Annotated in this window: 26 protein-coding genes; 14 read left to right on the top strand and 12 right to left on the bottom strand. The window is 72.5% G+C overall.

Annotated elements, in window-relative coordinates:
* Positions 1-13 precede the first annotated feature (13 nt).
* Together MUY22_RS46315 and MUY22_RS46310 are read left to right on the top strand one after the other, a co-directional pair.
* Positions 14-469 carry a (2Fe-2S)-binding protein gene (locus tag MUY22_RS46315; RefSeq protein WP_247054477.1) on the top strand — a complete coding sequence of 152 codons (456 nt, stop codon included), beginning with the start codon at positions 14-16 and terminating at the stop codon, positions 467-469.
* A gap of 138 nt (positions 470-607) precedes the next feature.
* A complete protein-coding gene (locus tag MUY22_RS46310) occupies positions 608-1828 on the top strand; it encodes a CdaR family transcriptional regulator (protein ID WP_247054475.1) in 1221 nt (406 codons plus the stop codon).
* 118 nt (positions 1829-1946) lie between these two features.
* Here the strand turns inward: MUY22_RS46310 and MUY22_RS46305 are convergent, their stop codons facing one another.
* From MUY22_RS46305 to mgrA, 3 genes are all read right to left on the bottom strand, one after another.
* Entirely contained in the window at positions 1947-2816 is an 870-nt protein-coding gene (locus tag MUY22_RS46305; RefSeq protein WP_247054473.1) for a TIGR03564 family F420-dependent LLM class oxidoreductase, read from the bottom strand.
* A 19-nt stretch (positions 2817-2835) separates the two neighbouring features.
* A complete protein-coding gene (locus MUY22_RS46300) occupies positions 2836-3501 on the bottom strand; it encodes a TetR/AcrR family transcriptional regulator (RefSeq protein WP_247054471.1) in 666 nt (221 codons plus the stop codon).
* Positions 3502-3606: 105 nt separating this feature from the next.
* The gene (gene mgrA / locus MUY22_RS46295; RefSeq protein WP_247054469.1) at positions 3607-4635 is read right to left on the bottom strand and encodes an L-glyceraldehyde 3-phosphate reductase; all 1029 of its coding nucleotides are present in this window, start codon (positions 4633-4635) and stop codon (positions 3607-3609) included.
* A gap of 78 nt (positions 4636-4713) precedes the next feature.
* On the opposite strand from mgrA, the gene MUY22_RS46290 reads away from it, so the two are divergent.
* On the top strand, positions 4714-5595 hold the full coding sequence (locus tag MUY22_RS46290) for a MoxR family ATPase (RefSeq protein WP_247054467.1): 882 nt from the start codon (positions 4714-4716) through the stop codon (positions 5593-5595).
* Complete coding sequence (locus tag MUY22_RS46285) at positions 5592-6953, top strand: VWA domain-containing protein (RefSeq protein ID WP_247054464.1); 1362 nt, start codon at positions 5592-5594, stop codon at positions 6951-6953. Before MUY22_RS46290 ends, MUY22_RS46285 begins: the two co-directional genes overlap by 4 nt.
* Here the strand turns inward: MUY22_RS46285 and add are convergent.
* On the bottom strand, positions 6931-7905 hold the full coding sequence (add, locus tag MUY22_RS46280; protein ID WP_247054462.1) for an adenosine deaminase: 975 nt from the start codon (positions 7903-7905) through the stop codon (positions 6931-6933). The two genes, MUY22_RS46285 and add, sit on opposite strands and share 23 nt — an antisense overlap.
* A gap of 132 nt (positions 7906-8037) precedes the next feature.
* Between add and MUY22_RS46275 the strand changes: the two genes are divergently transcribed.
* From MUY22_RS46275 to MUY22_RS46265, 3 genes are all read left to right on the top strand, one after another.
* Complete coding sequence (locus MUY22_RS46275; protein WP_247054460.1) at positions 8038-8493, top strand: SRPBCC family protein; 456 nt, start codon at positions 8038-8040, stop codon at positions 8491-8493.
* A complete protein-coding gene (locus tag MUY22_RS46270; RefSeq protein WP_247054458.1) occupies positions 8490-8843 on the top strand; it encodes a helix-turn-helix transcriptional regulator in 354 nt (117 codons plus the stop codon). The genes MUY22_RS46275 and MUY22_RS46270 overlap by 4 nt, the downstream gene beginning before the upstream one ends.
* 349 nt (positions 8844-9192) lie before the next feature.
* On the top strand, positions 9193-9405 hold the full coding sequence (locus tag MUY22_RS46265; protein WP_371827551.1) for an antitoxin: 213 nt from the start codon (positions 9193-9195) through the stop codon (positions 9403-9405).
* Positions 9406-9412: 7 nt separating this feature from the next.
* Here the strand turns inward: MUY22_RS46265 and recQ are convergent, their stop codons facing one another.
* The gene (gene recQ, locus MUY22_RS46260) at positions 9413-11263 is read right to left on the bottom strand and encodes a DNA helicase RecQ (RefSeq protein ID WP_247054455.1); all 1851 of its coding nucleotides are present in this window, start codon (positions 11261-11263) and stop codon (positions 9413-9415) included.
* Positions 11264-11412: 149 nt separating this feature from the next.
* Here recQ and MUY22_RS46255 point away from each other — a divergent pair, with 149 nt between their 5' ends.
* Complete coding sequence (locus tag MUY22_RS46255) at positions 11413-11853, top strand: DUF6314 family protein (RefSeq protein WP_247054453.1); 441 nt, start codon at positions 11413-11415, stop codon at positions 11851-11853.
* Here the strand turns inward: MUY22_RS46255 and MUY22_RS46250 are convergent.
* Positions 11834-12721, bottom strand: coding sequence for an SDR family oxidoreductase (locus MUY22_RS46250; RefSeq protein WP_247054450.1), 888 nt, complete (start codon positions 12719-12721; stop codon positions 11834-11836). The two genes, MUY22_RS46255 and MUY22_RS46250, sit on opposite strands and share 20 nt — an antisense overlap.
* A gap of 29 nt (positions 12722-12750) precedes the next feature.
* The gene (locus tag MUY22_RS46245) at positions 12751-13491 is read right to left on the bottom strand and encodes an SDR family oxidoreductase (RefSeq protein WP_247054448.1); all 741 of its coding nucleotides are present in this window, start codon (positions 13489-13491) and stop codon (positions 12751-12753) included.
* A gap of 269 nt (positions 13492-13760) precedes the next feature.
* Between MUY22_RS46245 and MUY22_RS46240 the strand changes: the two genes are divergently transcribed.
* The 3 genes from MUY22_RS46240 (at position 13761) to MUY22_RS46230 (ending at position 15707) form a co-directional block, all read left to right on the top strand.
* Complete coding sequence (locus MUY22_RS46240; protein ID WP_247054446.1) at positions 13761-14549, top strand: hypothetical protein; 789 nt, start codon at positions 13761-13763, stop codon at positions 14547-14549.
* 2 nt (positions 14550-14551) lie between these two features.
* Entirely contained in the window at positions 14552-15127 is a 576-nt protein-coding gene (locus tag MUY22_RS46235; RefSeq protein ID WP_247054445.1) for a hypothetical protein, read from the top strand.
* Between the two features lie 73 nt (positions 15128-15200).
* Positions 15201-15707, top strand: coding sequence for a DUF664 domain-containing protein (locus MUY22_RS46230; protein ID WP_247054443.1), 507 nt, complete (start codon positions 15201-15203; stop codon positions 15705-15707).
* Here MUY22_RS46230 and soxR read toward each other — a convergent pair whose 3' ends face one another.
* The gene (soxR, locus tag MUY22_RS46225) at positions 15708-16187 is read right to left on the bottom strand and encodes a redox-sensitive transcriptional activator SoxR (protein WP_247054440.1); all 480 of its coding nucleotides are present in this window, start codon (positions 16185-16187) and stop codon (positions 15708-15710) included.
* A gap of 97 nt (positions 16188-16284) precedes the next feature.
* On the opposite strand from soxR, the gene MUY22_RS46220 reads away from it, so the two are divergent.
* On the top strand, positions 16285-16875 hold the full coding sequence (locus MUY22_RS46220; RefSeq protein ID WP_247054438.1) for an NADPH-dependent FMN reductase: 591 nt from the start codon (positions 16285-16287) through the stop codon (positions 16873-16875).
* Between the two features lie 17 nt (positions 16876-16892).
* Here the strand turns inward: MUY22_RS46220 and MUY22_RS46215 are convergent, their stop codons facing one another.
* The 3 genes from MUY22_RS46215 to MUY22_RS46205 form a co-directional block, all read right to left on the bottom strand.
* A complete protein-coding gene (locus MUY22_RS46215; RefSeq protein WP_247054436.1) occupies positions 16893-17381 on the bottom strand; it encodes a hypothetical protein in 489 nt (162 codons plus the stop codon).
* A complete protein-coding gene (locus tag MUY22_RS46210) occupies positions 17378-18718 on the bottom strand; it encodes an ATP-binding protein (RefSeq protein WP_371827712.1) in 1341 nt (446 codons plus the stop codon). The genes MUY22_RS46215 and MUY22_RS46210 overlap by 4 nt, the downstream gene beginning before the upstream one ends.
* A gap of 65 nt (positions 18719-18783) precedes the next feature.
* A complete protein-coding gene (locus MUY22_RS46205) occupies positions 18784-19473 on the bottom strand; it encodes a response regulator transcription factor (RefSeq protein WP_247054432.1) in 690 nt (229 codons plus the stop codon).
* A 110-nt stretch (positions 19474-19583) separates the two neighbouring features.
* On the opposite strand from MUY22_RS46205, the gene MUY22_RS46200 reads away from it, so the two are divergent.
* Both MUY22_RS46200 and MUY22_RS46195 read left to right on the top strand, forming a co-directional pair.
* The gene (locus tag MUY22_RS46200) at positions 19584-20504 is read left to right on the top strand and encodes a phosphatase PAP2 family protein (protein ID WP_371827550.1); all 921 of its coding nucleotides are present in this window, start codon (positions 19584-19586) and stop codon (positions 20502-20504) included.
* Positions 20505-21114: 610 nt separating this feature from the next.
* Complete coding sequence (locus MUY22_RS46195; protein ID WP_247054430.1) at positions 21115-22329, top strand: pyridoxal-dependent decarboxylase; 1215 nt, start codon at positions 21115-21117, stop codon at positions 22327-22329.
* On the opposite strand, the gene MUY22_RS46190 is transcribed toward MUY22_RS46195, so the two are convergent.
* On the bottom strand, positions 22326-23993 hold the full coding sequence (locus MUY22_RS46190) for a thiamine pyrophosphate-dependent enzyme (RefSeq protein ID WP_247054428.1): 1668 nt from the start codon (positions 23991-23993) through the stop codon (positions 22326-22328). The genes MUY22_RS46195 and MUY22_RS46190 overlap by 4 nt on opposite strands.
* Positions 23994-23995 lie beyond the last annotated feature (2 nt).

The raw sequence follows: 23995 nt of genomic DNA, 5'->3' as shown, positions 1-23995 counted from the left end.
AGGAGTTCCCACCATGCCGAACTACACCTTCGTGGTGAACGGGAAGACCGTCACCGTGGACGCGCCGGCCGACCTGCCGATGCTGTGGGCGCTGCGCGACAAGCTCAAGGTCCGCGGGCCGAAGTACGGCTGCGGCATCAACGTCTGCAAGGCGTGCACCAGCCACCTCGACGGCGAGGCGTTCAACCCCTGCGTCACGCCCGTTTCCGACTGCGCGGGCAAGGAGGTCACCACGATCGAGGGGCTGGCCGACGGCGAGAACCTGCACCCGGTCCAGGAAGCGTGGCTGGAGCAGGACGTCGCGCAGTGCGGGTACTGCCAGCCCGGCCAGATCATGGCCGCCGTCGCGCTGCTGAAGAAGACGAAGAACCCGACCGACGCCGAGATCGACGCGATCGAGAACGTCTGCCGCTGCGGCACGTACTTCCGGATCCGGGAGGCGATCAAGAGCGCGGCCGCCAAGATGTGATCACGCGGATGCGGGGGTTCCGCGACGGAATCTCCGCATCCGCGGATCTTGGCCGAAGTTCACCCGGTCGTGGTGCGGCCGTTCGGGTTAGATGTCGGTCTCGGGCCTCGACGAGGAGGCCGGGGACGCGGAGGCACCATGCACGACCAGGCCGGAGAGCTGGCGCCCGCCGTCTCGACGCTGGCCGCCGAGGTCGAGCGGAAGCTGCCGGAGCTGATCGAGAGCACCGTCGCCCGGATCCGGGCCGAGATGCCGGTGTACCGCGACGCCCGCTTCGTCACCCAGGCGGAGCTGCGGAACTCGGTGCGCGCCAACCTCGACCACGCGCTGCGGACGCTACGCGGCGCCGGCGGACCGGACCTGTCCCAGGCCCGCGCGACCGGCCGGGCCCGCGCGCTGCAGGGCGCGCCGCTGCCGGAGCTGCTGCGCGCCTACCGGATCGGGCTGACCGAGGTCTGGCACCGGTTCGTGGAGCTGACCGCGCGCGGCTCGTCGCAGGACCTGGCCGGGCTCGTCGCCGCGACGACGGCGATCTGGGCCCTCATCGACGACCTCGCCGAAGCGCTCACGACGTCCTACCGGGACACGACGGCGGAAGTGCTGGTGGCGCACCAGAACCGGCGCTCGGCGCTGGTCGAGGCGCTGTTCGCCGGCGGCTCCGCGACCGAGGGCACGCTGTGGGACATCGCCCGCGTGCTCGACCTCTCGCTCGACGGCACGTTCGTGGTGGTCGCCGCGGAGACCCCGCGGCCGGGCCACGAACCGCTGCCGCAGATCGAGCAGCGGCTGCGCGACCGGCACCACGCGTCGGCCTGGCGGCTCAGCCCGGACCTGCAGGTCGGCGTCGTGTCCCTGCGCGACCCGAGCGCGTCGAAGGCGATCGTGGAGCTGGTCCGCGAGCACCCGGTGGGCCGCGTCGGGATGAGCCCGGTGTTCACCGGCCTCGCCCACACCGCCCGCGCGCTGCACCTCGCGCGGGTGGCGCTGTCGAGCCTGGCGCCGGGCACGCCGTCGCTGGTGCAGTTCACCGAGTCGCCGCTGGCCGGGCTGGTGGCCAGCTCGCCGGAGGCGTCGGTGCAGCTGGCCCACCACGTGCTGCAGCCGATCCTCGACCTGCCGGGCGACGACCGGAACGTGCTGCTGCTGACGCTGCGCGCCTGGTTCGACTGCCAGGGTTCGACGAAGCTGACGTCGGAGCGGATGTTCTGCCACCCCAACACGATCCGCCACCGCCTGCGCCGCGTCACCGACGAGCTGGGCCGCTCCCTGACCGACCCGGCGGACATCGCCGAGCTGGGCGCGGCACTGCGGGCACTGAACCTCTTCCCGGAAGCGACCCACCTCCCCGCGCCGCGCTGAGCCCGCCACTCTGCTCGAAAGCCGTGAAGGACTCCTTACCAGCGCTAAGAGCCGGGAAGGAGTCCTTCACGGCTTTCAGGCCGCTCCCTGGCTTTACATTGCCGTGTTGCCGGAGAGGTCACGACGCCAGTAGTTCGCGGGTGCGGGCCTGGTCCGCCGCCGAGCCGAAGGGCATCACCAGCAGCTCCGTCGCACCCGCGTCTTCGAGGGATTTCACCTGGCGCCGCACGGTTTCCTCGTCGCCGATGATCGCGCTGTCCGACGCCTTCGCGTAGCCGTCGCGGTCCAGGACCGCTCGGTACGCCGGGACGCTCGCGGCGGCGCCGTAGGTCTCCTCGACCCAGGCGCGGCGTTCGTCCACTTCGGACGTGACGCAGATCAGCTGCCCGGAGACCACGCGCGACGCGGTGCCCAGCGCCGGCACCACGAACTCGCCGATCGCCCGCGGGCCGGCCCAGGTCGTGATCACGCCGTCGGCGAGCTCGCCGGCCAGCCGGGTCGACCTCGGGCTCACCGAGCCCACCAGCACCGCGGGCCGCCCGGCGCCGGGGGCGTTCACGCCGCCCGCCGCGGTGAGCGTCTCGCCGTGGACGTCCGCCTTTTCCCCGCGCAGCACCGGGTTCAGCGCCTGGAGGTACTCGCGCAGGTGGCGGATCGGGCGGTCGTAGGAGTAGCCGAACTCGTGCTCGACGATGTACCGGTGGCTCAGCCCGACGCCGAGGTGGACCGGCACGCCGGTGGCGGCCTGCACGGTCAGCGCCTGCGCGGCCATGGTGATCGGGTGCCGCGGGTAGGTCGGCACGACGCAGGTGCCCAGCTCGATCCCGGGCGCGGCGGCGCCGAGCGCGGGCAGCGCGGTGAGGGCGTCCCAGCCGCCGCGTTGCGCCAGCCACAGGGTCCGGTAGCCGAGCTTCGCCGCTTCGCGTGCTTGCGCGGTCATGGCGTCGAAGCCGACGCCGAGTTCGTCGATCAGGATTCCGGTGCGCATGTGTGTTCTCCCAGTGTGTTCAGTACGCGCGTTCGAGCCGTTTCCGGTCGAGCGCGACGGATTCGGTGAAGAGCGCGATGGCCCGCGGCGCGACCGCCCGCAGCTGCGTCGTCGAGACGGCCACGGGTTCGAAGGCGTGGTCGACGGTGTCGGCGATCAGCGCGGGCTCCGCCGGGGGAACGCCGACGAGGAAGCCGTGCAGCACCGCGCGGTAGGCGACGGCGAGCTCGCGGGCCGGCCGGTCGGTGCGGAGCAGGTCGTTGTCCGCCAGCAGTTCGAGGTACTCGACGAACGCCTCGTCGTGGCGCGGGTCGAGCTTGTCGTGCAGCTTCGGCAGGAGCTTGCCGAGCGTCTCGGTGTCGTCGGCGTACCCGGCGCGCAGCAGCGGGCGGGCCAGCACGTTCGTGTACTGGACCTCGGTCAGCGTGGCGAGCCGCGCGGCGAGCGGGTCGGCTTCGAGCGTCCGCACCAGGTCTTCGATGCTGCGGACGGACTCCCGCAGCAGGACGGCGAGGAACAGCTCCTCGCGGTTCTTCCAGTGCAGGTAGACGGTCCCCTTGCCGACGCCGGCGCGCTCGGCGACGTCCTCGATCGTGGTGCGCCGGTAGCCGGCGCGCAGCAGCAGCTCGGCGGCGGCGTCGAGGATCCGCTCGGCCCGTTCGGCGCGGTCTTCGGCAGGAGGCATGTGGCCATCGTATGACCGAATACGAAATCTGGTCAAACGTCAGGCCGGGAAAACGGCGAGGCGCTCAGCACCCCGCCGTCCCGTTGCCGGACCGGTCGGCGACCGTCAGCCGTCCGACGACCGCTTCCAGAGGTTGATGTCCGCGTCGGTCGCGTGGCCGTCGATCTCGGTCAGCTCCTCGGAGCTGAAGTCGAGGTTGCCGAGCGCGCCGACGTTGTCCTCCAGCTGCTTGACGCTGCTCGCGCCGATCAGCACCGACGTCACGCGGGCGTCGCGCAGCGCCCAGGCCAGCGCGAGCTGGGCCAGCGACTGCCCGCGGCGCCCGGCGATCCCGTTGAGCGCGCGGACGCGGCCCAGCCGGTCGTCGTCGAGGGTGTCCGGGTCGAGCGACTTGCCCTGCGCGGCCCGGGAGTCCGCCGGGACGCCGGTCAGGTACTTGTCGGTCAGCAGGCCCTGGGCGAGCGGGGAGAACGCGATGCAGCCCGCGCCCGCGTCCGCCAGCGTGTCGAGCAGGTGGTCCTCCTCGATCCAGCGGTTCAGCATCGAGTACGACGGCTGGTGGATCAGCAGCGGCGTGCCGAGCTCCCGCAGCAGCCGCGCCGCTTCGGCCGTCCGCTCCGAGCTGTACGACGAGATCCCGACGTAAAGCGCTTTCCCGGCGCGGACGGCGCTGTCGAGCGCGCCGACCGTCTCCTCCAGCGGCGTCTCGGGGTCGAACCGGTGCGAGTAGAAGATGTCGACGTAGTCCAGGCCCATGCGGCCCAGCGACTGGTCCAAGGAGGACAGCAGGTACTTGCGGGAACCCCACTCGCCGTACGGCCCGGGCCACATGTCGTAGCCGGCCTTGGTCGAGATCACCAGCTCGTCGCGGTAGGGCTTGAAGTCGGTGGCCAGCAGCCGCCCGAAGTTCTCCTCGGCCGAGCCGAACGGCGGGCCGTAGTTGTTGGCCAGGTCGAAGTGCGTGATGCCGAGGTCGAAGGCGCGGCGGGTGATGTCGCGCTGGGTCTGCAGGGGCTTGTCGTGGCCGAAGTTGTGCCACAGCCCGAGCGAGATCGCGGGCAGCTTCAGCCCGGACCGCCCGCAGCGCCGGTAGGGGATCGAGTCGTATCGGCCGGAAGCCGCAACATAGGTCACGCGGCCGATGCTAACCGTCCGGGACGTACTCGCCAGTCCGGTAGAGTCCGGGGTGAGCGAGCGCTTAGGAGGCCATCGGTGGGCACCGGATTCTTCACCTCCGTCGACGACGTGTCGGCGAAACTGGCCGAGGCCGGCTACCTGGCGTCGACGGCGGTGGCGACCACGGTGTTCCTCGCCGACCGGCTCGGCAAGCCGTTGCTGGTCGAAGGCCCCGCCGGCGTCGGCAAGACCGAGCTGGCCAAGGCCGTCGCCCAGGTCAGCGGCTCGCGGCTGGTGCGCCTGCAGTGCTACGAGGGCATCGACGAGGCCCGCGCGCTGTACGAGTGGAACCACGCGAAGCAGCTGCTGCGGATCACCGCCGGCCGCGACGAGACGTGGGAGGACGCCCGCACCGACATCTTCGGCGAGGAGTTCCTGCTGCGCCGCCCGCTGCTCACGGCGATCTCCTCGGACGAGCCGACCGTGCTGCTCATCGACGAGACCGACAAGGCCGACATGGAGGTCGAGGGCCTGCTGCTGGAGGTGCTCGGCGACTTCCAGGTGACCGTGCCGGAGCTGGGCACGATCACCGCCACGCGCGCGCCGTTCGCCGTGCTGACGTCCAACGCGACGCGCGAGCTGTCCGAGGCGCTGCGCCGCCGCTGCCTGTTCCTGCACATCGACTTCCCGGACGAGGACCTGGAGCGCGAGATCGTCCGGCTCAAGGTGCCCGGCATCGACGACGCGCTGGCCGATTCCGTCGTCCGGGTGATCGCCGCGCTGCGCGCGATGGACCTGCGGAAACTGCCGTCGGTCGCCGAGACCATCGACTGGGCGCGCACGCTGCTCGCGCTGGGTGCCACGACGCTGAGCGAGCAGGTGGTGCGGGAGAGCCTCGGCGTCGTGCTCAAGCACCAGGACGACATCACCAAGGCCGGCGCCGGGCTGCAGCTCGAACAGGTCCTGGACGCGTCGTGACCGGCGGCGTGCCGGAGCGGCTCGCGTCGTTCGTCAAGGCGCTGCGGGTGCAGGGCATCCCGGCGGGTCCGGCCGAGACGGTCGACGCCGCCGCGGCGCTGGAGGTCCTCGGCTTCGACGACCGCGAGCTGGTCCGCGAAGGCCTGGCCGCGGCCCTGGTCCGCCGCGGCGGGCAGCGCGCGGTGTTCGACGCCGCGTTCGACCTGTACTTTCCCGCCGGGATCGGCGCGCCCGAACGGGCCCGGTCGGACACCACCCTCGAAGAGCTGCGGGAGCAGCTCGCGGCGGCGTTGACCGCCGGCGACGAGCAGGCCCTGGCGCAGCTGGCCGGGCTCGCCGTCGACATGCTGGGCCAGTACGGCTCGTCGTCCGGCCCCGGTGGCGGCTTCTCGGCCCACCAGACCCTCGACCGGCTGCAGCCGCAGACGCTCATCGCGCGCGTGCTCGCGGCGATGCGCGGCGGCGGGGCGCGCGGCGAGTTCACCGACCGGCTCGACCGCGACGAGATCCGCCGTCGCGTCGAGGGCTTCCGCGGCCAGGTCCGCACCGAGGCCCGCCGCCGCGCGGCCGAGGTCCGCGGCCGCGAGCGCGTCGCCAAGCACGCGATCGCGCCCGCGGCGGACCGCGTCGACTTCCTCATCGCCAGCCGCAGCCAGCTCGCCGAGCTGCGGCGCACGATCCAGCCGTTGTCCCGCAAGCTGGCGACCCGCCTCGCGGCCCGCCGCAAGCGCACCACGCGCGGGCAGATCGACCTGCGCCGCACACTGCGCCGGTCGCTCTCGACCGGTGGCGTGCCGCTGCGCCCGGCGTACCGCCACCGCCGGCCCGGCCGGCCGGAAATCGTGCTGCTGTGCGACCTTTCCGGCTCGGTGGCGGGGTTCGCGAACTTCACCATGCTGCTCGTGCAGGCGCTGCGCGACCAGTTCAGCAAGATCCGCGTGTTCGCGTTCGTCGACAGCGCGGACGAGGTCACGCACCTGGTCACCACCGGCGTCGCCGACCCGGAGAAGCTCGGCGCGCGCATGCTCGCCGAAGCCGCGCTGGTGCGCTGGGACGGCCACAGCGACTACGGCGGCTCGCTCGCGCAGTTCACGGCGAACTGGCTCGACGCGGTCGGCCCGCGGACGTCGGTGATCATCCTCGGCGACGCCCGCACCAACGGCGGCGACCCGAACCTCGACGCCGTCCGCGCGATCAAGTCGCGCGCCCGCCACGTCTACTGGCTGAACCCCGAGCGGCGATCGCTGTGGTCGACCGGCGACTCGGCGGCGCTGGAGTACGCCGACGTCGTCGAGATGCACGAATGCCGCACGGTGCACCAGCTTTCGACGCTGGTCACCCGCCTGCTGCCGGTGTGAGCCACGCGTCGATGTCGCGCAGCATCCCGGATTTCGTCGTCTCGGGCGCGAACGACGCGTGCACGCTCGCCCGGGCGAAGTGGGCCATCACGGCGTCGTCGTAGCCGAAAGCCTGTTGGACGCGGGCGTATTCGCCGGCCAGCTGCGCGCCGGTGACCGACGGGACGTCGGTGTTCAGGGTGACCCGCAGGCCCGCGTCGAGCAGCCGGGGGAGCGGGTGCCCGGGCAGTGACGGCACCAAGCCGAGCGTGACGTTCGACGACGGGCAGACCTCGAGGGCGAGCCCGCGGTCGCGGACCTCCGCGGTCAGCTCGGGGTCGTCGAGGACGCGGATGCCGTGGCCGAGGCGTTCGGTCCGGCCGATTTCGAGGGCTTCGCGGATGCTGTCCGGCCCGGCGTCCTCGCCGGTGTGGTGCAGCAGGTGGATCCCGGCCGCGCGGGCCTTCTCGAAGAGCGTCGCGAACGGCCGGAGCGAGTGGTTCTCCTCGCCGGCCATGCCGATCGCGAACACGTCGTCGTACTTCAGGGCGAGTGCGAGGGTGCGCTCGGCGCGGTCGACCGACCGGCGGCGGGAGTGGTCCAGCAGCAGCCGCCACTCGATCGCGCCGCTGTCGCGGAGTCCTTTGAGGACGGACGCGAGCGGCATCTCCGGGTCGCCCAGGCGTTCCCCGTGGGCGGCGGTGGTGAACGTGATCTCGGCGTAGCGCGTGCCCTGCGCGGCTTCGTCCGCGCAGTACTCGCGGGCGATCCGCTCGAAGTCCTCAGGCCGTCGCAGGCACGACCGGATGAGCGCGTTGTAGTCGGCGAAGGCGCGGAAGCCGTCGAAGGCGGGCTGCTCGGCCGGGACGTCGACGCCGTTGGCCGCGCCGAGCTCGCGGAGCGTGCCCGGCCGGATCGTGCTCTCCAGGTGGACGTGCAGGTGGGCTTTCGGCAGGGCGGCCAGGTCGCGCATGATCGCGAGCCTAGGGGGCCGTGGCCGGGATGCGCGCGCGAATTTCCGGCCGAGACGCAACTCGCGGGTTGCGCCTGACGCAGTCTCGTGCAACTCTGTGGTTGCACGAGAAACCGACTCAAGGGGATGAAGATGAACCAGGACCAGGTCGAGCAGGAGATCGTGATCGACGCGCCGGTCGAGCGGGTGTGGGCGGTGCTCACCGAGCCGGAGCACGTCGGCCGGTGGTTCGGCGACGGCACGCCGGCGCCGGTGGACCTGCGGCCGGGCGGGATCATCCGCCTCGACCACGGCGACCACGGCACCTTCCCGACCAAGATCGTCGCCCTCGACCCGCCGCGCTCGCTGTCGTACCGCTGGGCCAGCGGGTTCCCGGGCGTCGTCGCCGACGAGGACAACTCGACCCTGGTCGAGTTCACGCTGTCGGCGGAGGGTGGCGGCACGCGGCTGAAGGTGGTCGAAAGCGGCTTCACCACCCGTGCGCCGTCGCCGTCGCCGTCCCCGGACGACACCCGCGAGAGCCACGAGCAGGGCTGGACGGCGGTGATCGCCAAGCTCGGGGAGCTGTCCGAGAAACTGGCGGTATGACGACGGAGCCCACCGAGCCCACCGAGCCCATCGCGGCCGAAGAGGTCTTCGCGGCCCTGGCCGACCCGACCCGGCGCCGCCTGCTGGAGCTGCTGTCCGGGCGCGGCGACGCGACGGCGACGGAACTGGCGGCGGACCTCCCCGTCACCCGCCAGGCCGTGGTCAAGCACCTCGCGGTGCTGGATCAGGCCGGCCTGGTGACGGGCCGCCGCGACGGCCGCGAGCGCCGCTACCAGGTCCGGCCGGCCGGACTGGCGGCCACGGCGCACTGGATGAACGAGGTGGCCACCCGGTGGTCGTCCCGCTTGTCGGCGATCAAGCGGCTGGCGGAGCAGGCCGAGCAAGACTGACGCCGCCCGCCCGCGGCCCGTCGCGCGTGACCGAGCCCGTGACTCGCGTGACCGAGCCCGTCACCCGCGTGACTGGGCCCGTGACTCGCGTGATCGGGGCCGGAACTCGCGAGTCACGGCTTCGATCACGCGAGTTCCGGCTTCGATCACGCCGGTTCCGGCTTCGATCACGTGAGTTACGGCTTCGGACACGGTGGTTCCGGCCTCGGGCACGCGAGATCGGGGTGCGGGGAGACCGGGTGGTCCGGCGGGCCGGAGGTTTGGCGGAGGTCACACGGGGAACCTCTGGGGGGTTCGTCCGCGTTGTCAGGATGACCGTTACCGATGAGGGAGGACCACCGTGGCTTTCATGCGCAAGCTCACCGTGCTGGCCGGAGCCGCCGGCGCCGCCCGCGCCTACGCCAAGAAGAACCCCGAGAAGGTGAACCAGGTCGTCGGCAAGGCCGCCAAGTTCGCCGACGACAGGACCAAGGGCAAGTACCACCAGCAGATCGCCGGCGTCGTCCGCAAGGTCAGCACGGTGACCGGGCCGGACGGGCGGCCGGGGCCGGCCGCCCGCTAGACCCGGGTCACTCGGCGGACAGGGTTTCGAGCACGCCTTCGCCGTACTTGGCGAGCTTGTTCTCACCGACTCCGCTGACCGTGCCCAGGTCCGCCAGCGACGACGGCCACTGCGTGGCGATCTGGCGCAGGGTCGCGTCGTGGAAGATGACGTAGGCGGGTACGCCCTGCTCCTTCGCGACGCCGGCCCGCCAGGCCCGCAGCCGTTCGAACAGCGGGGCCGCCTCCGCGGGCATGTCCACCGCGGGGGCGGCTTTCCTGCTGCCGCCACGCGCTTTCGGCGGGGCGGTCCGCTCGGGCTCGCGCCGCAGCATGACCTCACGGTCGCCGCCCAGCACCTCGGCGCTCGCCTCGGTGAGCACCAGCGAGCCGTAGTCGCCCTCGACCGCGAGCCAGCCCTGGGCGAGCAGCTGCCGCACGACCGCGCGCCACTCCGGCTCGCGCAGCTCGGTGCCGATGCCGAACGTCTTCAGCGTGTCGTGCTGGAACTGCGTGACCTTCGGCGTGGACTTGCCGAGCAGGATGTCGATGACCTGCCCGGCGCCGAACTTCTGGCGGCGTTCGTTGCGCAGCCGCACGATCGTGGACAGCAGCTTCTGCGCGGGGATCGTGCCGTCGAACTTCTCCGGCGGGTTCAGGCACGTGTCGCAGTTGCCGCAGGGCTCGGCCTTCTGCCCGAAGTAGTTGAGGATCTGCACGCGGCGGCATTCGACCGTCTCGCACAGCGCCAGCATCGCGTTGAGGTGCGCGCCGAGCCGCCGCCGGTGGGCGTCGTCGCCCTCGGACGTGTCGATCATCTTGCGCTGCTGCACCACGTCCTGCAGCCCGTAGGCCAGCCAGGCCGTCGACGGCAGCCCGTCGCGGCCCGCGCGGCCGGTCTCCTGGTAGTAGCCCTCCACGGACTTGGGCAGGTCGAGGTGCGCGACGAACCGGACGTCCGGTTTGTCGATGCCCATCCCGAACGCGATCGTGGCGACCACGATCAGCCCGTCTTCCCGCAGGAAGCGCGACTGGTGTTTCGCGCGGATACGCGAGTCCAGCCCCGCGTGGTAGGGCACGGCCGGGATCCCGTTCTGCACCAGGAACTCCGCGGTCTTCTCCACCGAGTTCCGGGACAGGCAGTAGACGATCCCGGCGTCACCCTGGTGCTCGGTGCGCAGCAGCTCCAGCAGCTGCCGCTGCGGCGAGTTCTTGCCGACGATCCGGTACTGGATGTTCGGCCGGTCGAAGCTCGCGACGAAGTGGCGGGCCTCGTCGAGGTTCAGCCGGGCCGCGATCTCCTTGTGCGTGGCCTCGGTGGCGGTCGCGGTGAGCGCGATCCGCGGCACGTCCGGCCAGCGCTCGTGCAGCGCCGAGAGCTGCAGGTAGTCGGGCCGGAAGTCGTGGCCCCACTGGGCGACGCAGTGCGCTTCGTCGATCGCGAACAGCGAGATCTTGCCGCGGTCGAGCAGCCGCACGGTGGCTTCCACCGAAAGCCGTTCCGGCGCAAGGTAGAGCAGGTCGAGCTCACCGGACAGGAACGCCGACTCGACCTCCTGACGGGCTGCGTAGTCCTGGGTGGAGTTGAGGAAACCCGCCCGGACGCCGGCGTTGCGCAGCGCGTCGACCTGGTCCTGCATCAGCGCGATCAGCGGCGAGACCACCACGCCCACGCCCGGCCGCACCAGCGCCGGGATCTGGTAGCACAGCGACTTCCCGCCGCCGGTGGGCATCAGCACGAGCGCGTCGCCGCCGGCGATCACGTGCTCGACGATCGCCGCTTGTTCGCCGCGGAAGCTGTCGTAGCCGAACACCCGGCGCAGGGTGTCGAGGGCTTCGGAGTCCGTTCCGGCTTCGAGGTGGGTCTCGGTGGCTGCCACCCGGCCGAGTCTAGAGCCGGGGTACGACAACTTCCGTGCGCCCTCTCCGGCGTGCCGGAACAGGCGGTCGGGCGGGCCGCACCCCGCGGAAGCCGCGTGATCCGGAACCTGACCCGTCCCCGTCACGGCCGGGTGACACACTGGAGCCGATGGACGAGTACTTCCCGGTGACCGACCTGGCCGCGCACTTCGGCGGCGAGTGGCGGCTGGACCGCGAGATCCGCACCGCCGACGGCGAGCCCGCGGGCGAGGTCACCGGCACCGCCACCTTCACCGAGGAGAGCGGCGTGCTCGTCTACCGCGAAGCCGGCGAAATGCGGCTCGACGGCTACACCGGCCCGGTGACGCGCACGCTGCACTACCGGCCCACCGCGCCCGGCCGGGCCGACGTCCACTTCGACCACGGCGGCTTCTTCCACGAGCTCGACCTGCGTGAAGGGCACTGGCGGACCGACCACCCCTGCCGCGACGACCTGTACCGCGGCAGCTACCGCGTGCTCGACGCCGGCCGCTGGCGGCAGGAGTGGGCGGTCCGCGGGCCGGCCAAGGACCACGTGATCGTCACCCGGTTCAGCCGGCCGCCGGGCTGAGCAGGTCGGCCAGGTCGATCCGGCGCAGGAACTCGCTCCGGATCCGGTCGCCGACCTCCGCGACCAGCCACCCGCCGTCGTCGGCCGGGTCGATGTGCGTCCGGAACGGCCGCTGCCCCTTGGGGAGGTCCACCACCCGCGCGAGCTCTTCGGCGACCGCCGCGACATCGGCGCCGGCCGGGGTGATCTCGGCCAGCTTCGCCGCGACGTGGTCGGTCAGGCCCGCGTAACGCTCTTCGTAGGCGGCCGCGACGTCCGTGTCGGCCGGGTGCCCGGAGTTCGGGAAGTGATTGGTGCCCGAGGTGAACGCGCCGGGCACGATGATCGCGGTGTCGACGCCGAAGCGGGCCACCTCGGCGGCGTAGGAGACGGCGAGGCTGTCCATCGCCGCCTTCGCCGCGAAGTACGGCGCGAGGTAGGGCGGGGTGCCGCCGCGGACGCTGCTGCTCGACACCCACACCAGCAGCCCGTCGCGCTGCGCGCGCAGGTGGGGGAGGGCGGCGCGGTTGACGCGCTGGGTGCCGATCGCGTTGGTGTCGTACAGCTGCGCGAGCTGCTCGGCGGTGAACGCCTCGGCCGGGCCGAGCACCATGTGCCCGGCGTTGTGCACCACGACGTCCAGCCGGCCGTGCTCGGCGACGATCGACGCGATCGCGGCGTCGGCCGACTCCTGGCTTGAGACGTCCAGCTCGACCGAGCGCAGGTCCGTCTCGTGGTCGCGGGCGAACGCGGCGGCGGCGTCGACCTGCGGCGCGTTGCGGCCGCCGGTGTCGCGCATGCCCGCGTAGACGGTGTGCCCGGCGCGGGCCAGCGCCCGGGCGGAGAGGGCGCCGATCCCGCTGGAGGCGCCGGTGACGACGATGATCATGGCTCTTTTCCTTTCCGGGTAAGGGTTTCTCAGACGATCCCGCCGTTGGCGCGCAGCACCTGGCCGTTGACCCAGCGGGCCGGCCCGGCGAGGAACGCGACGACCTCGGCGATGTCCCCGGGCTGCCCGAGGCGCTCGAGCGGCGGCTGCTTGGCCATCCGGTCGATGGTCTCCTGGTCCTTGCCGTCCAGGAACAGGGCGGTCGCGGTCGGCCCGGGGGCGACGGTGTTCACGGTGATGTCGCGCCCGCGCAGCTCGCGCGCGAGGATCATGGTGATCGCCTCGACCGCGCCCTTGGTGGCGTTGTAGACGCCGTAGCCGGGCAGGTTCAGCCCGAGCACGGACGTCGAGGTCAGGACGACCGCGCCGCCGTCGCGCACCCGCTTCGCCGCCTGCTGGGCCACGGCGAACGTGCCGCGGATGTTGGTGCGGTGCACCCGGTCCAGGACGTCGAAGTCGGTGTCCGCGATCGGGGTCGGCGCGGTCATCACGCCGGCCAGGTGGGCGACGACGTCGACGCCGCCGTAGGTGCGCTCCGCCGTGTCGAACAGGTCCGCGACCGCGTCGAGGTCGGCGACGTCGGCCTTGACCGCGATCGCCCGGCCACCGCGCTCGGTGATGGCCGCGACGGCGGCGTCCGCCTCGGTCTGGTTGCCCGCGTAGTTGACGACGACGGCCATACCGTCGGCGGCCAGGCGTTCGGCGACCTGGCGGCCGATGCCGCGGGAGCCGCCGGTGACGATCGCGACGCGGGGTTCGGTGGTGCTCATCGGTGCCTTCTTCCTCTCGGGTGGCGCTGGTAGCGCCGCTTCCGTCTTGCTGTTATCGACGATAGCACTCGAACGTTAACGACGCTAGTCTTGAGTTGTTATCGTCGTTACACCGTGCGCGCCTTCCCGGGGGTGTGGGCATCCGGCGGTACCGGCATCCGCCGGACGGCCGAATCGGAAGTCCGGGCGCGCCAACGGGTTTCGGAGCCGGTGGAGCGGGAACCCTTGGCATATCGGGGAGCTCGACATCCTTTAAGGAGTTTTGTGCGATGCCCACATGGCTGATCGTCGTGATCGTCGTCGTGGCCGTCGCGGTGCTCGGCGCCGTGATCTGGCTGGTGACGCAGGAGATGCAGCGGAAACGCCTGCAGCAGCGGTTCGGTCCGGAGTACGACCGGACGGTCGAGGAGAAGGACAGCCCGCGGGCCGCGCAGCGTGAACTGGCCGAGCGGGAGCGCCGCCACAAGGAGCTCGACATCCGCCCCCTGTCGGCGTCGGCGCGCGAGCGCTACACCCGGGAATGGGCGCAGGCCCAGGAAAACTTCGTCGACCACCCGGCCGCCGCGGTGGCCGAGGCCGACCGCGTCCTGGTCTCCCTGATGTCCGATCGCGGGTACCCGACCGAAGGCTACGAGCAGCAGCTGGCCGACCTGTCGGTCCGGCACGCCAAGACCCTCGAGCACTACCGCGCCGCCCACGCGACGCAGCACGAGCGCAGCGGCGCGTCCACTGAGGACCTCCGCGACGCGATGGTGCACTACCGCACCGTGTTCGAGGACCTGCTGACCGACGGCTCCGATGGTGCGGACAGCGCGGACGCCGCCGACGACCACCACGAGCAGCGCCGCAACGGCCACGACCACAACGGTCACGACCACAGCGAGCGCGAGCACGACCGCACCGCCCAGGACGGCACCGCTGTCGCGGCGGACCGCACCGCCGGTGCGTCGGACCGCACCGAACACGACCCCAGCGAAAAGGTACGAGACCGTGACGGCGTACAGCCCGAGCGGGAAGCGTCCGCACAGCCGCGGACCGAGTGGAACGGAGGACGCTGACCATGACCGATCACCTCACCCGGCACAGCGCCGAACAGGACGACGACTTCGCCCGCGAGGGTGACGTGCGCGAGACCGGCGCCGGCGGGCTCGCCGAGCACGGCGGGACGGACTTCCGCGAGCCGGTCGCCGAAGACCACGGGGACGACCAGGCCCTGAGCACCGCCGACCTGGCGTCGGCGACGGGCCGGCACGACACCGCCACGGACACCACGGCGGACACCAGTGCCGACACGGCCGCTGACACCACATCGGACACTCACACGGACACCGCCGCCTCCGCACGGCCGTCGGCCGATGACGGCGCCGACCAGCAGCCGTTGATCGACGAGGAGAAGGTCACGGGCTTCCGCGACCGCTGGCAGGGCGTCCAGACGGGCTTCGTCGACGACCCGCAGAAGGCGGTCCGCGAGGCCGACGAGCTGGTCGCCGGCGTCATCAGCGCGCTGGCCACGACGTTCGCCGAGCACAAGAGCGAGCTGGAAGGCCAGTGGCAGCACGGCGAGCCGGCCACCGAGGACCTGCGTCTCGCGCTGCGGCGCTACCGCTCGTTCTTCGACCAGCTGCTGCCCCGCTAGCCACCACCGGTGCCGGCGTGCATGATCGACGCACGCCGGCACACCGGTGTCCGCGAACGGGGAGGGCAAGCCGATGAACGTGGCCGATCTGCTCACAGACGGCTTCAGCAGGGTCCAGGGCTCCGTGCACGCGGCGGTGGAAGGTCTCACCGCCGAGCAGCTCGGGGCCCGCCTCGACGACGAGGCCAACTCGATCGCCTGGCTGGTCTGGCACCTGACCCGCGTCCAGGACGACCACGTCGCCGGCGTGGCCGGGACCGAGCAGGTGTGGACGAGCCAGGACTGGCTGACCCGGTTCGGCCTCCCCTTTCCGGCGGGCGACACCGGCTACGGGCACCGCCCGGCCGACGTCGAAGCGGTCCGGGTCGAGGCCGAGCTGCTCACCGGGTACTACGACGCGGTGCACGAGCAGACCCTCAAGTACGTCCAGGGGCTCGACGGCCAGGCCCTCGACCGGGTCGTCGACGAGGCCTGGGACCCACCGGTCACCCTCGGCGTGCGGCTGGTGAGCGTCGTCGACGACGACATCCAGCACGCCGGGCAGGCCCAGTTCGTCCGCGGCGTCCTCGAACGCCGCTAGTCAGTCCTCGTAGCCGTCGCCGCGGTGGTCCGGGAGCCGTTGCGGCCCCGGACCGGCGGCGCCGAGCCGGTCGCCCGGGTTGGCGAGCCGGCACTTCGACAGCGACATGCAGCCACAGCCGATACAGTCGCCCAGCTGGTCGCGCAGCTGCGCCAGCTGCCGGATCCGCGCGTCCAGGTCCTCCTGCCAGCAGCGGGAGATCCGCGCCCAGTCGGCGCGCGTGGGGGTGCGGTCGTCGGGCAGCAGCGCGAGCACCTCGCGGATCGCCGACAGCGGCATCCCGACCCGTTGCGACATCCGGACGAACGTCACCCGCCGCAGCGTGTCGCGGCAGTAGCGGCGCTGGTTGCCGGCCGTGCGCCGGCTGCGGATCAGCCCCTCGTCCTCGTAGAAGCGCAGGGCCGAGGCGGGCACCCCGCTGCGTCGCGACAGTTCGCCGACGGTGAGGTCGGGCAGCCTCCGGGCTGTGGCGTTCACCATGCTCCCAGCCAACCACAGCCGCGCGCTTGACTTCAAGCGAGCTTGAAGTCTCATCCTGACCCGGACGGCAACAACGCCGCTGTGTCAAGGAGGAAGCGTGGCCGAAGTTCCGGTACGGGTCGCCGTGATCGTGGGAAGTGTCCGGGAAGGACGGTTCGGCCCGGTGGTCGCGGACTGGCTGGCCGCCGTCGCGGGCGAGCACGGCGGGTTCGACGTCGACGTGGTCGACCTCGCCGAACCGGAGCTGCCGCTGGCGATGCCGGCGTTCGGGAGCACGCCGCCGCCCGCGGTGCTCGCCGAGGCCGCCAAGGTGACGCCGCGGCTGGCGGCCGCGGACGCGTTCGTCGTGGTCACCCCGGAGTACAACCACAGCTACCCGGCGGCGCTCAAGAACGTCATCGACTGGCACCGCACCGAGTGGGCCGCGAAGCCGGTCGCGTTCGTCTCCTACGGCGGCATGTCCGGTGGCCTGCGCGCGGTCGAGCACCTGCGCGCGGTCTTCGCCGAACTGCACGCGGTGACCATCCGCGAGACGGTCAGCTTCCACGGCGCGCACACCCGGTTCGGCGCCGACGGCGTCCCGACGGACGACAGCGCGGGTGTCGCGGCGAAGGCGCTGCTGGACCAGCTGCAGTGGTGGGCGCGCTCGCTGTCCGAGGCCCGCGCGGCCCGGCCCTACCCCGGCTGACGCCGGGGCCGGGTCGCTCAGAACGCCTGGCAGGTCTGCGACGGGAGCTGGAAGTCGGAGCCGGCGAGGGTGATGGCGCCGTCGGCCACGTAGCCGCCGTCGGCGACCAGGGCGGCGACCGCGGTGCAGACCAGCTGGTTGACCGCGATCTGCGTGAGCCGCTTCAGCGGGAACGAAAAGGTGATCGTCGTGGGTGAGCCGGAGCTCAGCGTGATCGGGCCGGTTTCGGCCGGGAGCATCGTCGCGTAGCCGTCGGCCGTCTCGGCGTAGGACGGGCCGCCCAGCAACGTCGCCAACGCCGCGGAGACGCCGACCGCGTCCCCGGTCGACCGGGTCACCGGCGTCACCCGCCCGTCGAGGACGAAGTACAGGGTCAGGTCGGTGCCGAGCCCGTTCGTCGCCGGGTTCCGCAGGGTCGGCGCCGGCCCGGCGGGGACGACCGGCGTCGGCTTGACGCCGCACGCGCTCACCAGGAGCAGCGCGGCCAGGACGAGGAGCTTCTTCACCACGCCTCCCGGGGCAGGCGCAGCTCGAACCGGGCGCCGGTGCCGGTGTTGACCGCGACGATGTCGCCGCCGTGCAGGCGGGCGTTCTCGCGCGCGATGGACAGCCCCAGCCCACTGCCTTCGGACCGGGCCCGGGCCGTGTCGGCCTTGGTGAAGCGGTCGAACACGCGGGGGAGCACCGCCTCCGGGATGCCCGGCCCGTGGTCGGTGACGGTGAGCACGATGTCGCCGCCCGCCGCCCGCACGGCCACCTCGACCGGCGGCGCGCCGTGCCGCAGCGCGTTGCCGACCAGGTTCGCCACGACGATGTCGAGCCGCCGCCGGTCGAGCCGCGCCGTGATGCCGGGCGGCAGGTCGGCGACCACGTCGGCACCGGGCTCCCAGCCGCGCGCGGCGAGGCTGTCGGTGACCGCGGCGGCGACGTCCAGGTCCTCCCGCCGCAGCTCCGCGCGGCCGGCGTCGAACCGGGAGATCTCGATCAGGTCCTGCACCAGCCGGGTCAGCCGCCGGGTCTCGGCCGACACCAGCCGCGCCGCGACCGCCGTGTCCGGCGGCAGCTGGTCGGCGTCCTCGTCGAGGACGTCGGTGACCGCGTTCATCGCGGCCAGCGGGGTGCGCAGCTCGTGCGAGACGTCGGCGACGAACCGGCGCGCCTCGGACTCCATCGTGCGCAGCGTGCCGACCGTGCGCTCCAGTTCCGCCGCGGTGTTGTTGAACGTCGTGACCAGCTGCGCCAGCTCGTCGGACCCCTTCACCCGCAGCCGCACGTCCAGCTTGCCCCGGCCGAGCTGGCTCGCCGCGGTGTTCAGCGCCCGCACCGGCCGCAGCACCTGGCGCGCGGCCAGCAGCGCCAGCACCACCGCGAACGGGAGCGCCAGCGCCGAGGTCTGCCAGGCCGTGCGGGACAGCTCGTCGATCGCGGCCTGCTGCTGGATCAGCGACACCATCGTGTAGACCTCGATGCCACTGGTCCGGCCGCTCGTCCCGGTCTGCACCGGCACGCCGACGAAGAACTGGGGGAAGCCCTCCGTGTCGACCCGCTGGAACTGGATGTTCGTGCTGACGGACACGGCATGGCGCAGGTCGGCGGGCACGCTGTCCACGCTGATGCCCGAACCCGAGCGCAGGCCGTGGTAGACGACGACGGCGTTGCTGGACTTGAGCGCCGTGCCGAACGCGTCGAGGCTCGCCTGGGTCGGCGGCAGGGACACGGTCGGCAGGTACGCGACGATCTGGTCGCGCAGCTTCAGCATCGTCTGGTCCTGGAAGCCGCCGAGGATGGCGTTGCGGGCGGAGACGTAGCTGGCGCCCGCCGCGGCGGTGGCGCCGATGATCATGATCACCGCGAACGCCGCGACCAGCCGGGGTCTCAGCCCGGCGAGCCACGACCGGATCCGCGAGGTCACGACCGGCCGAACCGGTAGCCGAAGCCGCGGACGGTCTGCACGTACTCCGGCCTCGCGGGCACGTCCTCGATCTTCGCGCGCAGCCGCTGCACGCAGGCGTCGACCAGGCGGGAGTCGCCGAGGTAGTCGTGGTCCCACACCGACGAGAGGATCTGCCGGCGGCTGTACACCTGCCCGGGGGTGCGCGAGAGCTCCAGCAGCAGCTTGAGCTCGGTCGGCGTCAGCGAAACCGGGGTGCCCCGCTTCGTCACCTCCAGCCCGGCCCGGTCGATCACCAGGTCGCCGTGCCGTTCCTCGGGGGCGGGCTGTTCGGTGGGCCGTTCGCTGACCGCGCGACGCAGCACGGCGCGGATCCGCGCGTCCAGCACCCGCGGTTCGACCGGCTTGGCCACGTAGTCGTCCGCACCCGCTTCCAGCCCGGCGACGATGTCGAAGTCGTCGCTGCGCGCGGTCAGCATGACGATCGGGATCGGCCCCGACGCCCGCATCCGGCGGCAGGTCTCGAAGCCGTCCATGCCGGGCAGCATCAGGTCGAGCACGACGATGTCGGGTCTGCGGAGCACGAGCAATTCGATGCCGGCCTCGCCCGACTCCGCGGTGTGCACCACGTGTCCCTGCCGGCGCAGGGCCAGTTCCAGTCCCTCCCGCACCGCCGCGTCGTCCTCTACCACCAGTACCTCGGCCACGGCGCCATTATTCGGAAAACCGCACGTCGTGGCGACTCAGGGCGATCTTGTAGCAAAACCATGACATCGTGCTGACGGGATCTCGAAATGCCGGCTCCAGACTCGGGGACATGGCAGTGATTCTTTTCGAGGCACCCCCCACCGCCCGCCCCGCGCGGCACGCCCTGGTGACCCGGGCCGCGTCCCGTACCGCGGTGCTCCTCGCGGGCACGGCCGGGTTCGCCCTCGCCTTCGTCGCGGCCTACCTGCTCTTCGTCCGCACCGAGGCCGGGCGCAGCGTCGAGAACGGCGTCGTCCGCAGCGCCCAGTCGGCGGGCTCCACCGTGAGCTGGGCCCAGCCGCTGGCGGACCTGGACCTGGTGGTCGTGCTCGGCGGCGTCGCGGTGCTCCTCGTGGTGATCTCCCTGCTGCGGCGCCGGTTCGCGCTCGGCGTGACGGCCCTGATCCTGCTCGCGGCCCCGCTGGTGGTGGCGCAGCTGCTCAAGCTGTACGTCCTGGACCGCCCCAGCACCGGCGACCGGCTCGGCGTGGCCGCCCACAACAGCTTCCCCAGCGGGCACGTCAGCGCGGCGATGGCCGTGCTGCTGGCGCTCGCGATCGTCCTGCCCCGCCGCTTCCGCCTGCAGGTATTGGTGGCCGGCGGGGTCGGCGTCGCCTGGGTCGCGGCCGCGGCCGTGGCGCTGGGCTGGCACCGGTTGAGCGACACCGTCGGCGGCTGCCTCCTGGTCGCCGCGGTCACCTGCGCCGGGGCGGCGGTGGTGTCCGCCCGCCGCCCCGACGGTGACCGCGTGCCGCTGGTCCCGGTGCTCTGCGGCCTGCTGGCCCCGCCGGCGCTGGTGCTCGCCGGCTTCGCGGTGCTGGCCACGGCGACGTCCGGCGCGGCCCAGTTCGTCGCCGCGATGGTGCTGGCCGCGCTGTCCGCGATGGCGGTCGTGCTGCTGCTCACGGGCCCGCTGCGCCGCGTGGCGTTCGACCCGGCCGAGAGCCGGATCCGGCTCTCGGCCCCGGCGCCGCTGACCCGATGCCGCTGATCCGGCGGCCGGTGCTGGCGGTCTGCGGCTGGAGCCGCCCAGCGGTCGCCGGCGGCCGGTTCCAGTGGCGGGAACCGGTGCTCGGGTTCTCCGGTGCTCGGGTTCTCCTGCGGGCAGGTTCTCCGGGCGGGCGGGTTGTCCGGCGGGTGTGCTGTCCGATCGGGCGAGGGAGGGGCGGATGTCCAAGGATCCCGCCCGGTTTCGCCCGGCCACGGCCGGGGTTGCTGCCGCGGTTGCGGGCGTCACGCGTGATTCGCGGGGCATCGCGCGTGATCGGGGAGGCATTGCGCGTGATTGGCGGGGCATCACGTGTGGCTGGCGGGGCATCGCGCGTGATTGGAGGGTCGCGTGACTGGGGTCGACACGGTGCGTTGGTGGCGGGCCAGTTTTGGGGGATTGGCCCGCGACAGGCGTTCTCGCGGGGCTTAGCGTCGGGGACATGCACCCGAGGCTGGCCCATGACCTGAACTCCCTGCCTGATCTTCTTGACGCCACGCGGAAACTGGCCGGGGAGGCGCTTGCCGGGCTGGATGGGCGGGCCGCTGCTGTGCCGCCTGGGGTGGCGACGCCGGCTCCGTTGCCGGTTGAAGGGGTCGGAGGACTTGGGGCGTTGGACGAGTTCGCGCAGCGGTGGGAACCCGGGTTCGCCGCCAGTGCCGGGCCTCGTTACCTCGGGTTCGTGACCGGTGGGGCGACGCCCGCGTCGCTCGCCGGGGACTGGCTCACCGCCGCCTACGACCAGAACCCCGCCAGCGGCATGGACTCCTCGGCGCAGGACCTGGAGCGCGAGACCGTCGGCTGGCTCGCCGAGCTGTTCGGGCTCGGCGCGGAGTTCTCCGGCGCCTTCGTCACCGGGGCCACGATGTCCACCGTGACCGGGCTCGCCATCGCGCGGGAATGGCTCGGTGAGCGGGCCGACGTGTCCGTCACCGACGACGGCGCCGCCGCGCTCGGTCCGGTCACCGTGCTGTCCGGCTCGCCGCACTCGAGCATCCCGAAAGCGTTGTCGTTCCTCGGGATGGGCCGGTCCGCACTGCGGAAGGTGCCGGTGCTGCCAGGCCGTGAAGCCGTCGACGTCGCGAAGCTCGGCGAGCTGCTCGAAGCGCTCGACGGCCCGGCCGTCGTCGTCGCCAACGCGGGCACGGTGAACACCGTCGACTTCGACGACCTGCGCGCCATCGCGGCGCTCAAGCAGCGCCACGACTTCTGGCTGCACGTCGACGCCGCGTTCGGCGGGTTCGCCGCCCTGGCCCCGGAGCACGCCGCGCTGACCGCTGGCCTCGACCAGGCCGACTCCGTGGTCGTCGACCTGCACAAGTGGCTCAACGTGCCCTACGACTCGGCCGTCCAGTTCACCCGCCGCCGCGACCTGCAGCTGCGGGTGTTCAGCAACAACGCGGCCTACCTCGGCGAGATCGGCGAGACCCCGGACTTCCTGCACCTGACGCCGGAGAACTCCCGGCGGCTGCGCGCGCTGCCCGCCTGGTTCTCGCTCGTGGCCTACGGCCGGGACGGGCACCGCGAGATCGTCGAGCGCTGTGTCGCGCTGGCCCGGGACCTCGGGCAGCGCCTCGACGGCTCGCCGCGCTGGCGGCTGCTCGCGCCGGTGCGGCTCAACGTGGTCTGCTTCACCACGGCCGGGGACGTGACCCAAGCACGGATCGACGCCCTCGTCGACGGGATCGCCGCGGAGGGCACCACGTTCCTGACCCCGACGGTCCACGACGGCCGCCCGGCGCTGCGGGCCGCGTTCAGCAACTGGCGGACGACCGCGGCCGACGTCGAGCGGGTCTTCGCCGCGCTGGAACAGGTGGGCGCCGGCTAACTGCGGTCCGACTTCGGCATCAGGTACTTCCACGGCGACGCGCCGGTGCCCAGCTCGCACGGCACGTGCACCAGCGCCGGGCGGCCCGAGGCGAACGCCTTGTCCAGGGCGCCGCGCAGTTCGTCCGGGGTGCGGGCGGTGAGGCCGAGTGCGCCGAACGTCTCGGCCAGCCGGGCGAAGTCCGGGTTGTGCAGCCGCCCGCCCAGGGCCCGGCCCTCGAACAGCCGCTCCTGGTCGAGGTGGACGTTGCCGTAGTAGCCGTTGTCGAACACCACGGCCACCACGTTCAGCCCGTATTGGACGGCCGTGGCCAGCTCCTGCGCGGCGAACATGAAACCGCCGTCGCCGGCCACCGACACCACCGGCCGGCCGGGGAACGCGGCCTGCACGCCCAGCGCCGTCGGGTAGCCGAAGCCGAGCGTGCCCTGGTGGCCGCAGGTGACGAAGGTGCGTGGGGTGTAGACCTCGAACCCGAAGTAGGACGCGAACCCGACCTGGCAGATCTCCTCGACGAAGAAGCCGTCGCGGGGCAGCACGTCCCGGATCGCGCGCAGGTATTCCAGTTCCGGGCCGACGTCGGAGAACCGCTCGGCGGTGTTCGCCTTCAGCTCGGTGAACTCCGCGGTCCGGTCCGTCCGTTGTGGACCGACGGCGGCGGCCAGCGCCGCCGCGGCGTCACCGGCGTCGGCGACGATCGCGACGTCCGCCTCCAGCCGGGTCGCCTGCCGCGGGTCGATGTCGAGCAGGATCGTCTTCAGGCCCGCGGGTTTCTCCGGCCAGCGGAACCAGGACAGCTCCATCCGCGAGCCGATGCCGATCACGACGTCGGTCTCCGGCCACCGCTCGAACCCGGACACGCAGGTGAAGCCGAGCGGGTGGTCGTCGCCGACGATCCCGCGACCGCCGCGGAACGGCACCACCGGCGCCTGCAGCCGCTCGGCCAGCGCCCGGACCGCGGCGGCCGCGTGCCGGGCGCCGCCGCCCACCATGATCATCGGATTCTTGGCGCCGGCCAGCAGTTCCGCGGCCGCCGCGATGGCGTCCGGGTCGACGGCCGGGCGGGGCAGCGGCAGTGGTCCGGCCACCTCGGCGGGGGCGCGCAGGCCCAGCACGTCCCAGGGGACGGCCAGCGAGACCGGCCGCGGCCGCCCGCCCGCGGCCTCCCGGAACGCCGTCGCCAGCGCGTCCGGGACCTCGGCCGGGTGCTCGACCAGTGCCGACCACTTGGTGATCGTGCGCAGGGTGGCGAGCTGGTCGGGCATCTCGTGCAGGTGCCCGAGCCCGCGGCCGAGGTAGGCGCGCGGGATCTCGCTCGTCAGGCACAGCACCGGCGCGCTGGCCCCGTGGGCCGAGAGCATGGCGGCCGAGGCGTTGAGGACGCCGGGCCCCGGCACCACTGTGTAGACGCCGGTCCGGCCCGTCGCTTGCGCGTACCCGAACGCCATGTAGGCCACGGTCTGCTCGTGCCGCGCGCCGATCACCCGGATGCCGCCGGTGCGGGCCAGGCTGTCGAACAAGTCGTAGGTCTGCACGCCGGGCAGCCCGAACACGGTGTCGACGCCGTGGGCGCGCAGCCCGCCGACGATCAGGTCGGCCGCGGTGGGGGAAGGCGGGGACATCGGCATCGGCACGGCCTCCTGGGCGTCGTCCGTCGGCGGGACCATAT

Source organism: Amycolatopsis sp. WQ 127309, assembly GCF_023023025.1.
Lineage (GTDB): Bacteria > Actinomycetota > Actinomycetes > Mycobacteriales > Pseudonocardiaceae > Amycolatopsis.
The sequence above is the reverse complement of the archived record's forward strand: the minus strand, read 5'-3'. Positions and strand labels throughout refer to the sequence as shown.

Coding starts and splice junctions, on each gene's coding strand:
- MUY22_RS46315 (WP_247054477.1), top strand. CDS start 14: ATGCCGAACTACACCTTCGTGGTGAACGGGAAGACCGTCACCGTGGAC.
- MUY22_RS46310 (WP_247054475.1), top strand. CDS start 608: ATGCACGACCAGGCCGGAGAGCTGGCGCCCGCCGTCTCGACGCTGGCC.
- MUY22_RS46305 (WP_247054473.1), bottom strand. CDS start 2,816: ATGCGCACCGGAATCCTGATCGACGAACTCGGCGTCGGCTTCGACGCC.
- MUY22_RS46300 (WP_247054471.1), bottom strand. CDS start 3,501: ATGCCTCCTGCCGAAGACCGCGCCGAACGGGCCGAGCGGATCCTCGAC.
- add (WP_247054462.1), bottom strand. CDS start 7,905: ATGCGCGACCTGGCCGCCCTGCCGAAAGCCCACCTGCACGTCCACCTG.
- MUY22_RS46275 (WP_247054460.1), top strand. CDS start 8,038: ATGAACCAGGACCAGGTCGAGCAGGAGATCGTGATCGACGCGCCGGTC.
- MUY22_RS46270 (WP_247054458.1), top strand. CDS start 8,490: ATGACGACGGAGCCCACCGAGCCCACCGAGCCCATCGCGGCCGAAGAG.
- MUY22_RS46265 (WP_371827551.1), top strand. CDS start 9,193: ATGCGCAAGCTCACCGTGCTGGCCGGAGCCGCCGGCGCCGCCCGCGCC.
- MUY22_RS46255 (WP_247054453.1), top strand. CDS start 11,413: ATGGACGAGTACTTCCCGGTGACCGACCTGGCCGCGCACTTCGGCGGC.
- MUY22_RS46250 (WP_247054450.1), bottom strand. CDS start 12,721: ATGATCATCGTCGTCACCGGCGCCTCCAGCGGGATCGGCGCCCTCTCC.
- MUY22_RS46245 (WP_247054448.1), bottom strand. CDS start 13,491: ATGAGCACCACCGAACCCCGCGTCGCGATCGTCACCGGCGGCTCCCGC.
- MUY22_RS46240 (WP_247054446.1), top strand. CDS start 13,761: ATGCCCACATGGCTGATCGTCGTGATCGTCGTCGTGGCCGTCGCGGTG.
- MUY22_RS46235 (WP_247054445.1), top strand. CDS start 14,552: ATGACCGATCACCTCACCCGGCACAGCGCCGAACAGGACGACGACTTC.
- MUY22_RS46230 (WP_247054443.1), top strand. CDS start 15,201: ATGAACGTGGCCGATCTGCTCACAGACGGCTTCAGCAGGGTCCAGGGC.
- soxR (WP_247054440.1), bottom strand. CDS start 16,187: ATGGTGAACGCCACAGCCCGGAGGCTGCCCGACCTCACCGTCGGCGAA.
- MUY22_RS46210 (WP_371827712.1), bottom strand. CDS start 18,718: ATGATCATCGGCGCCACCGCCGCGGCGGGCGCCAGCTACGTCTCCGCC.
- MUY22_RS46200 (WP_371827550.1), top strand. CDS start 19,584: ATGGCAGTGATTCTTTTCGAGGCACCCCCCACCGCCCGCCCCGCGCGG.
- MUY22_RS46190 (WP_247054428.1), bottom strand. CDS start 23,993: ATGGTCCCGCCGACGGACGACGCCCAGGAGGCCGTGCCGATGCCGATG.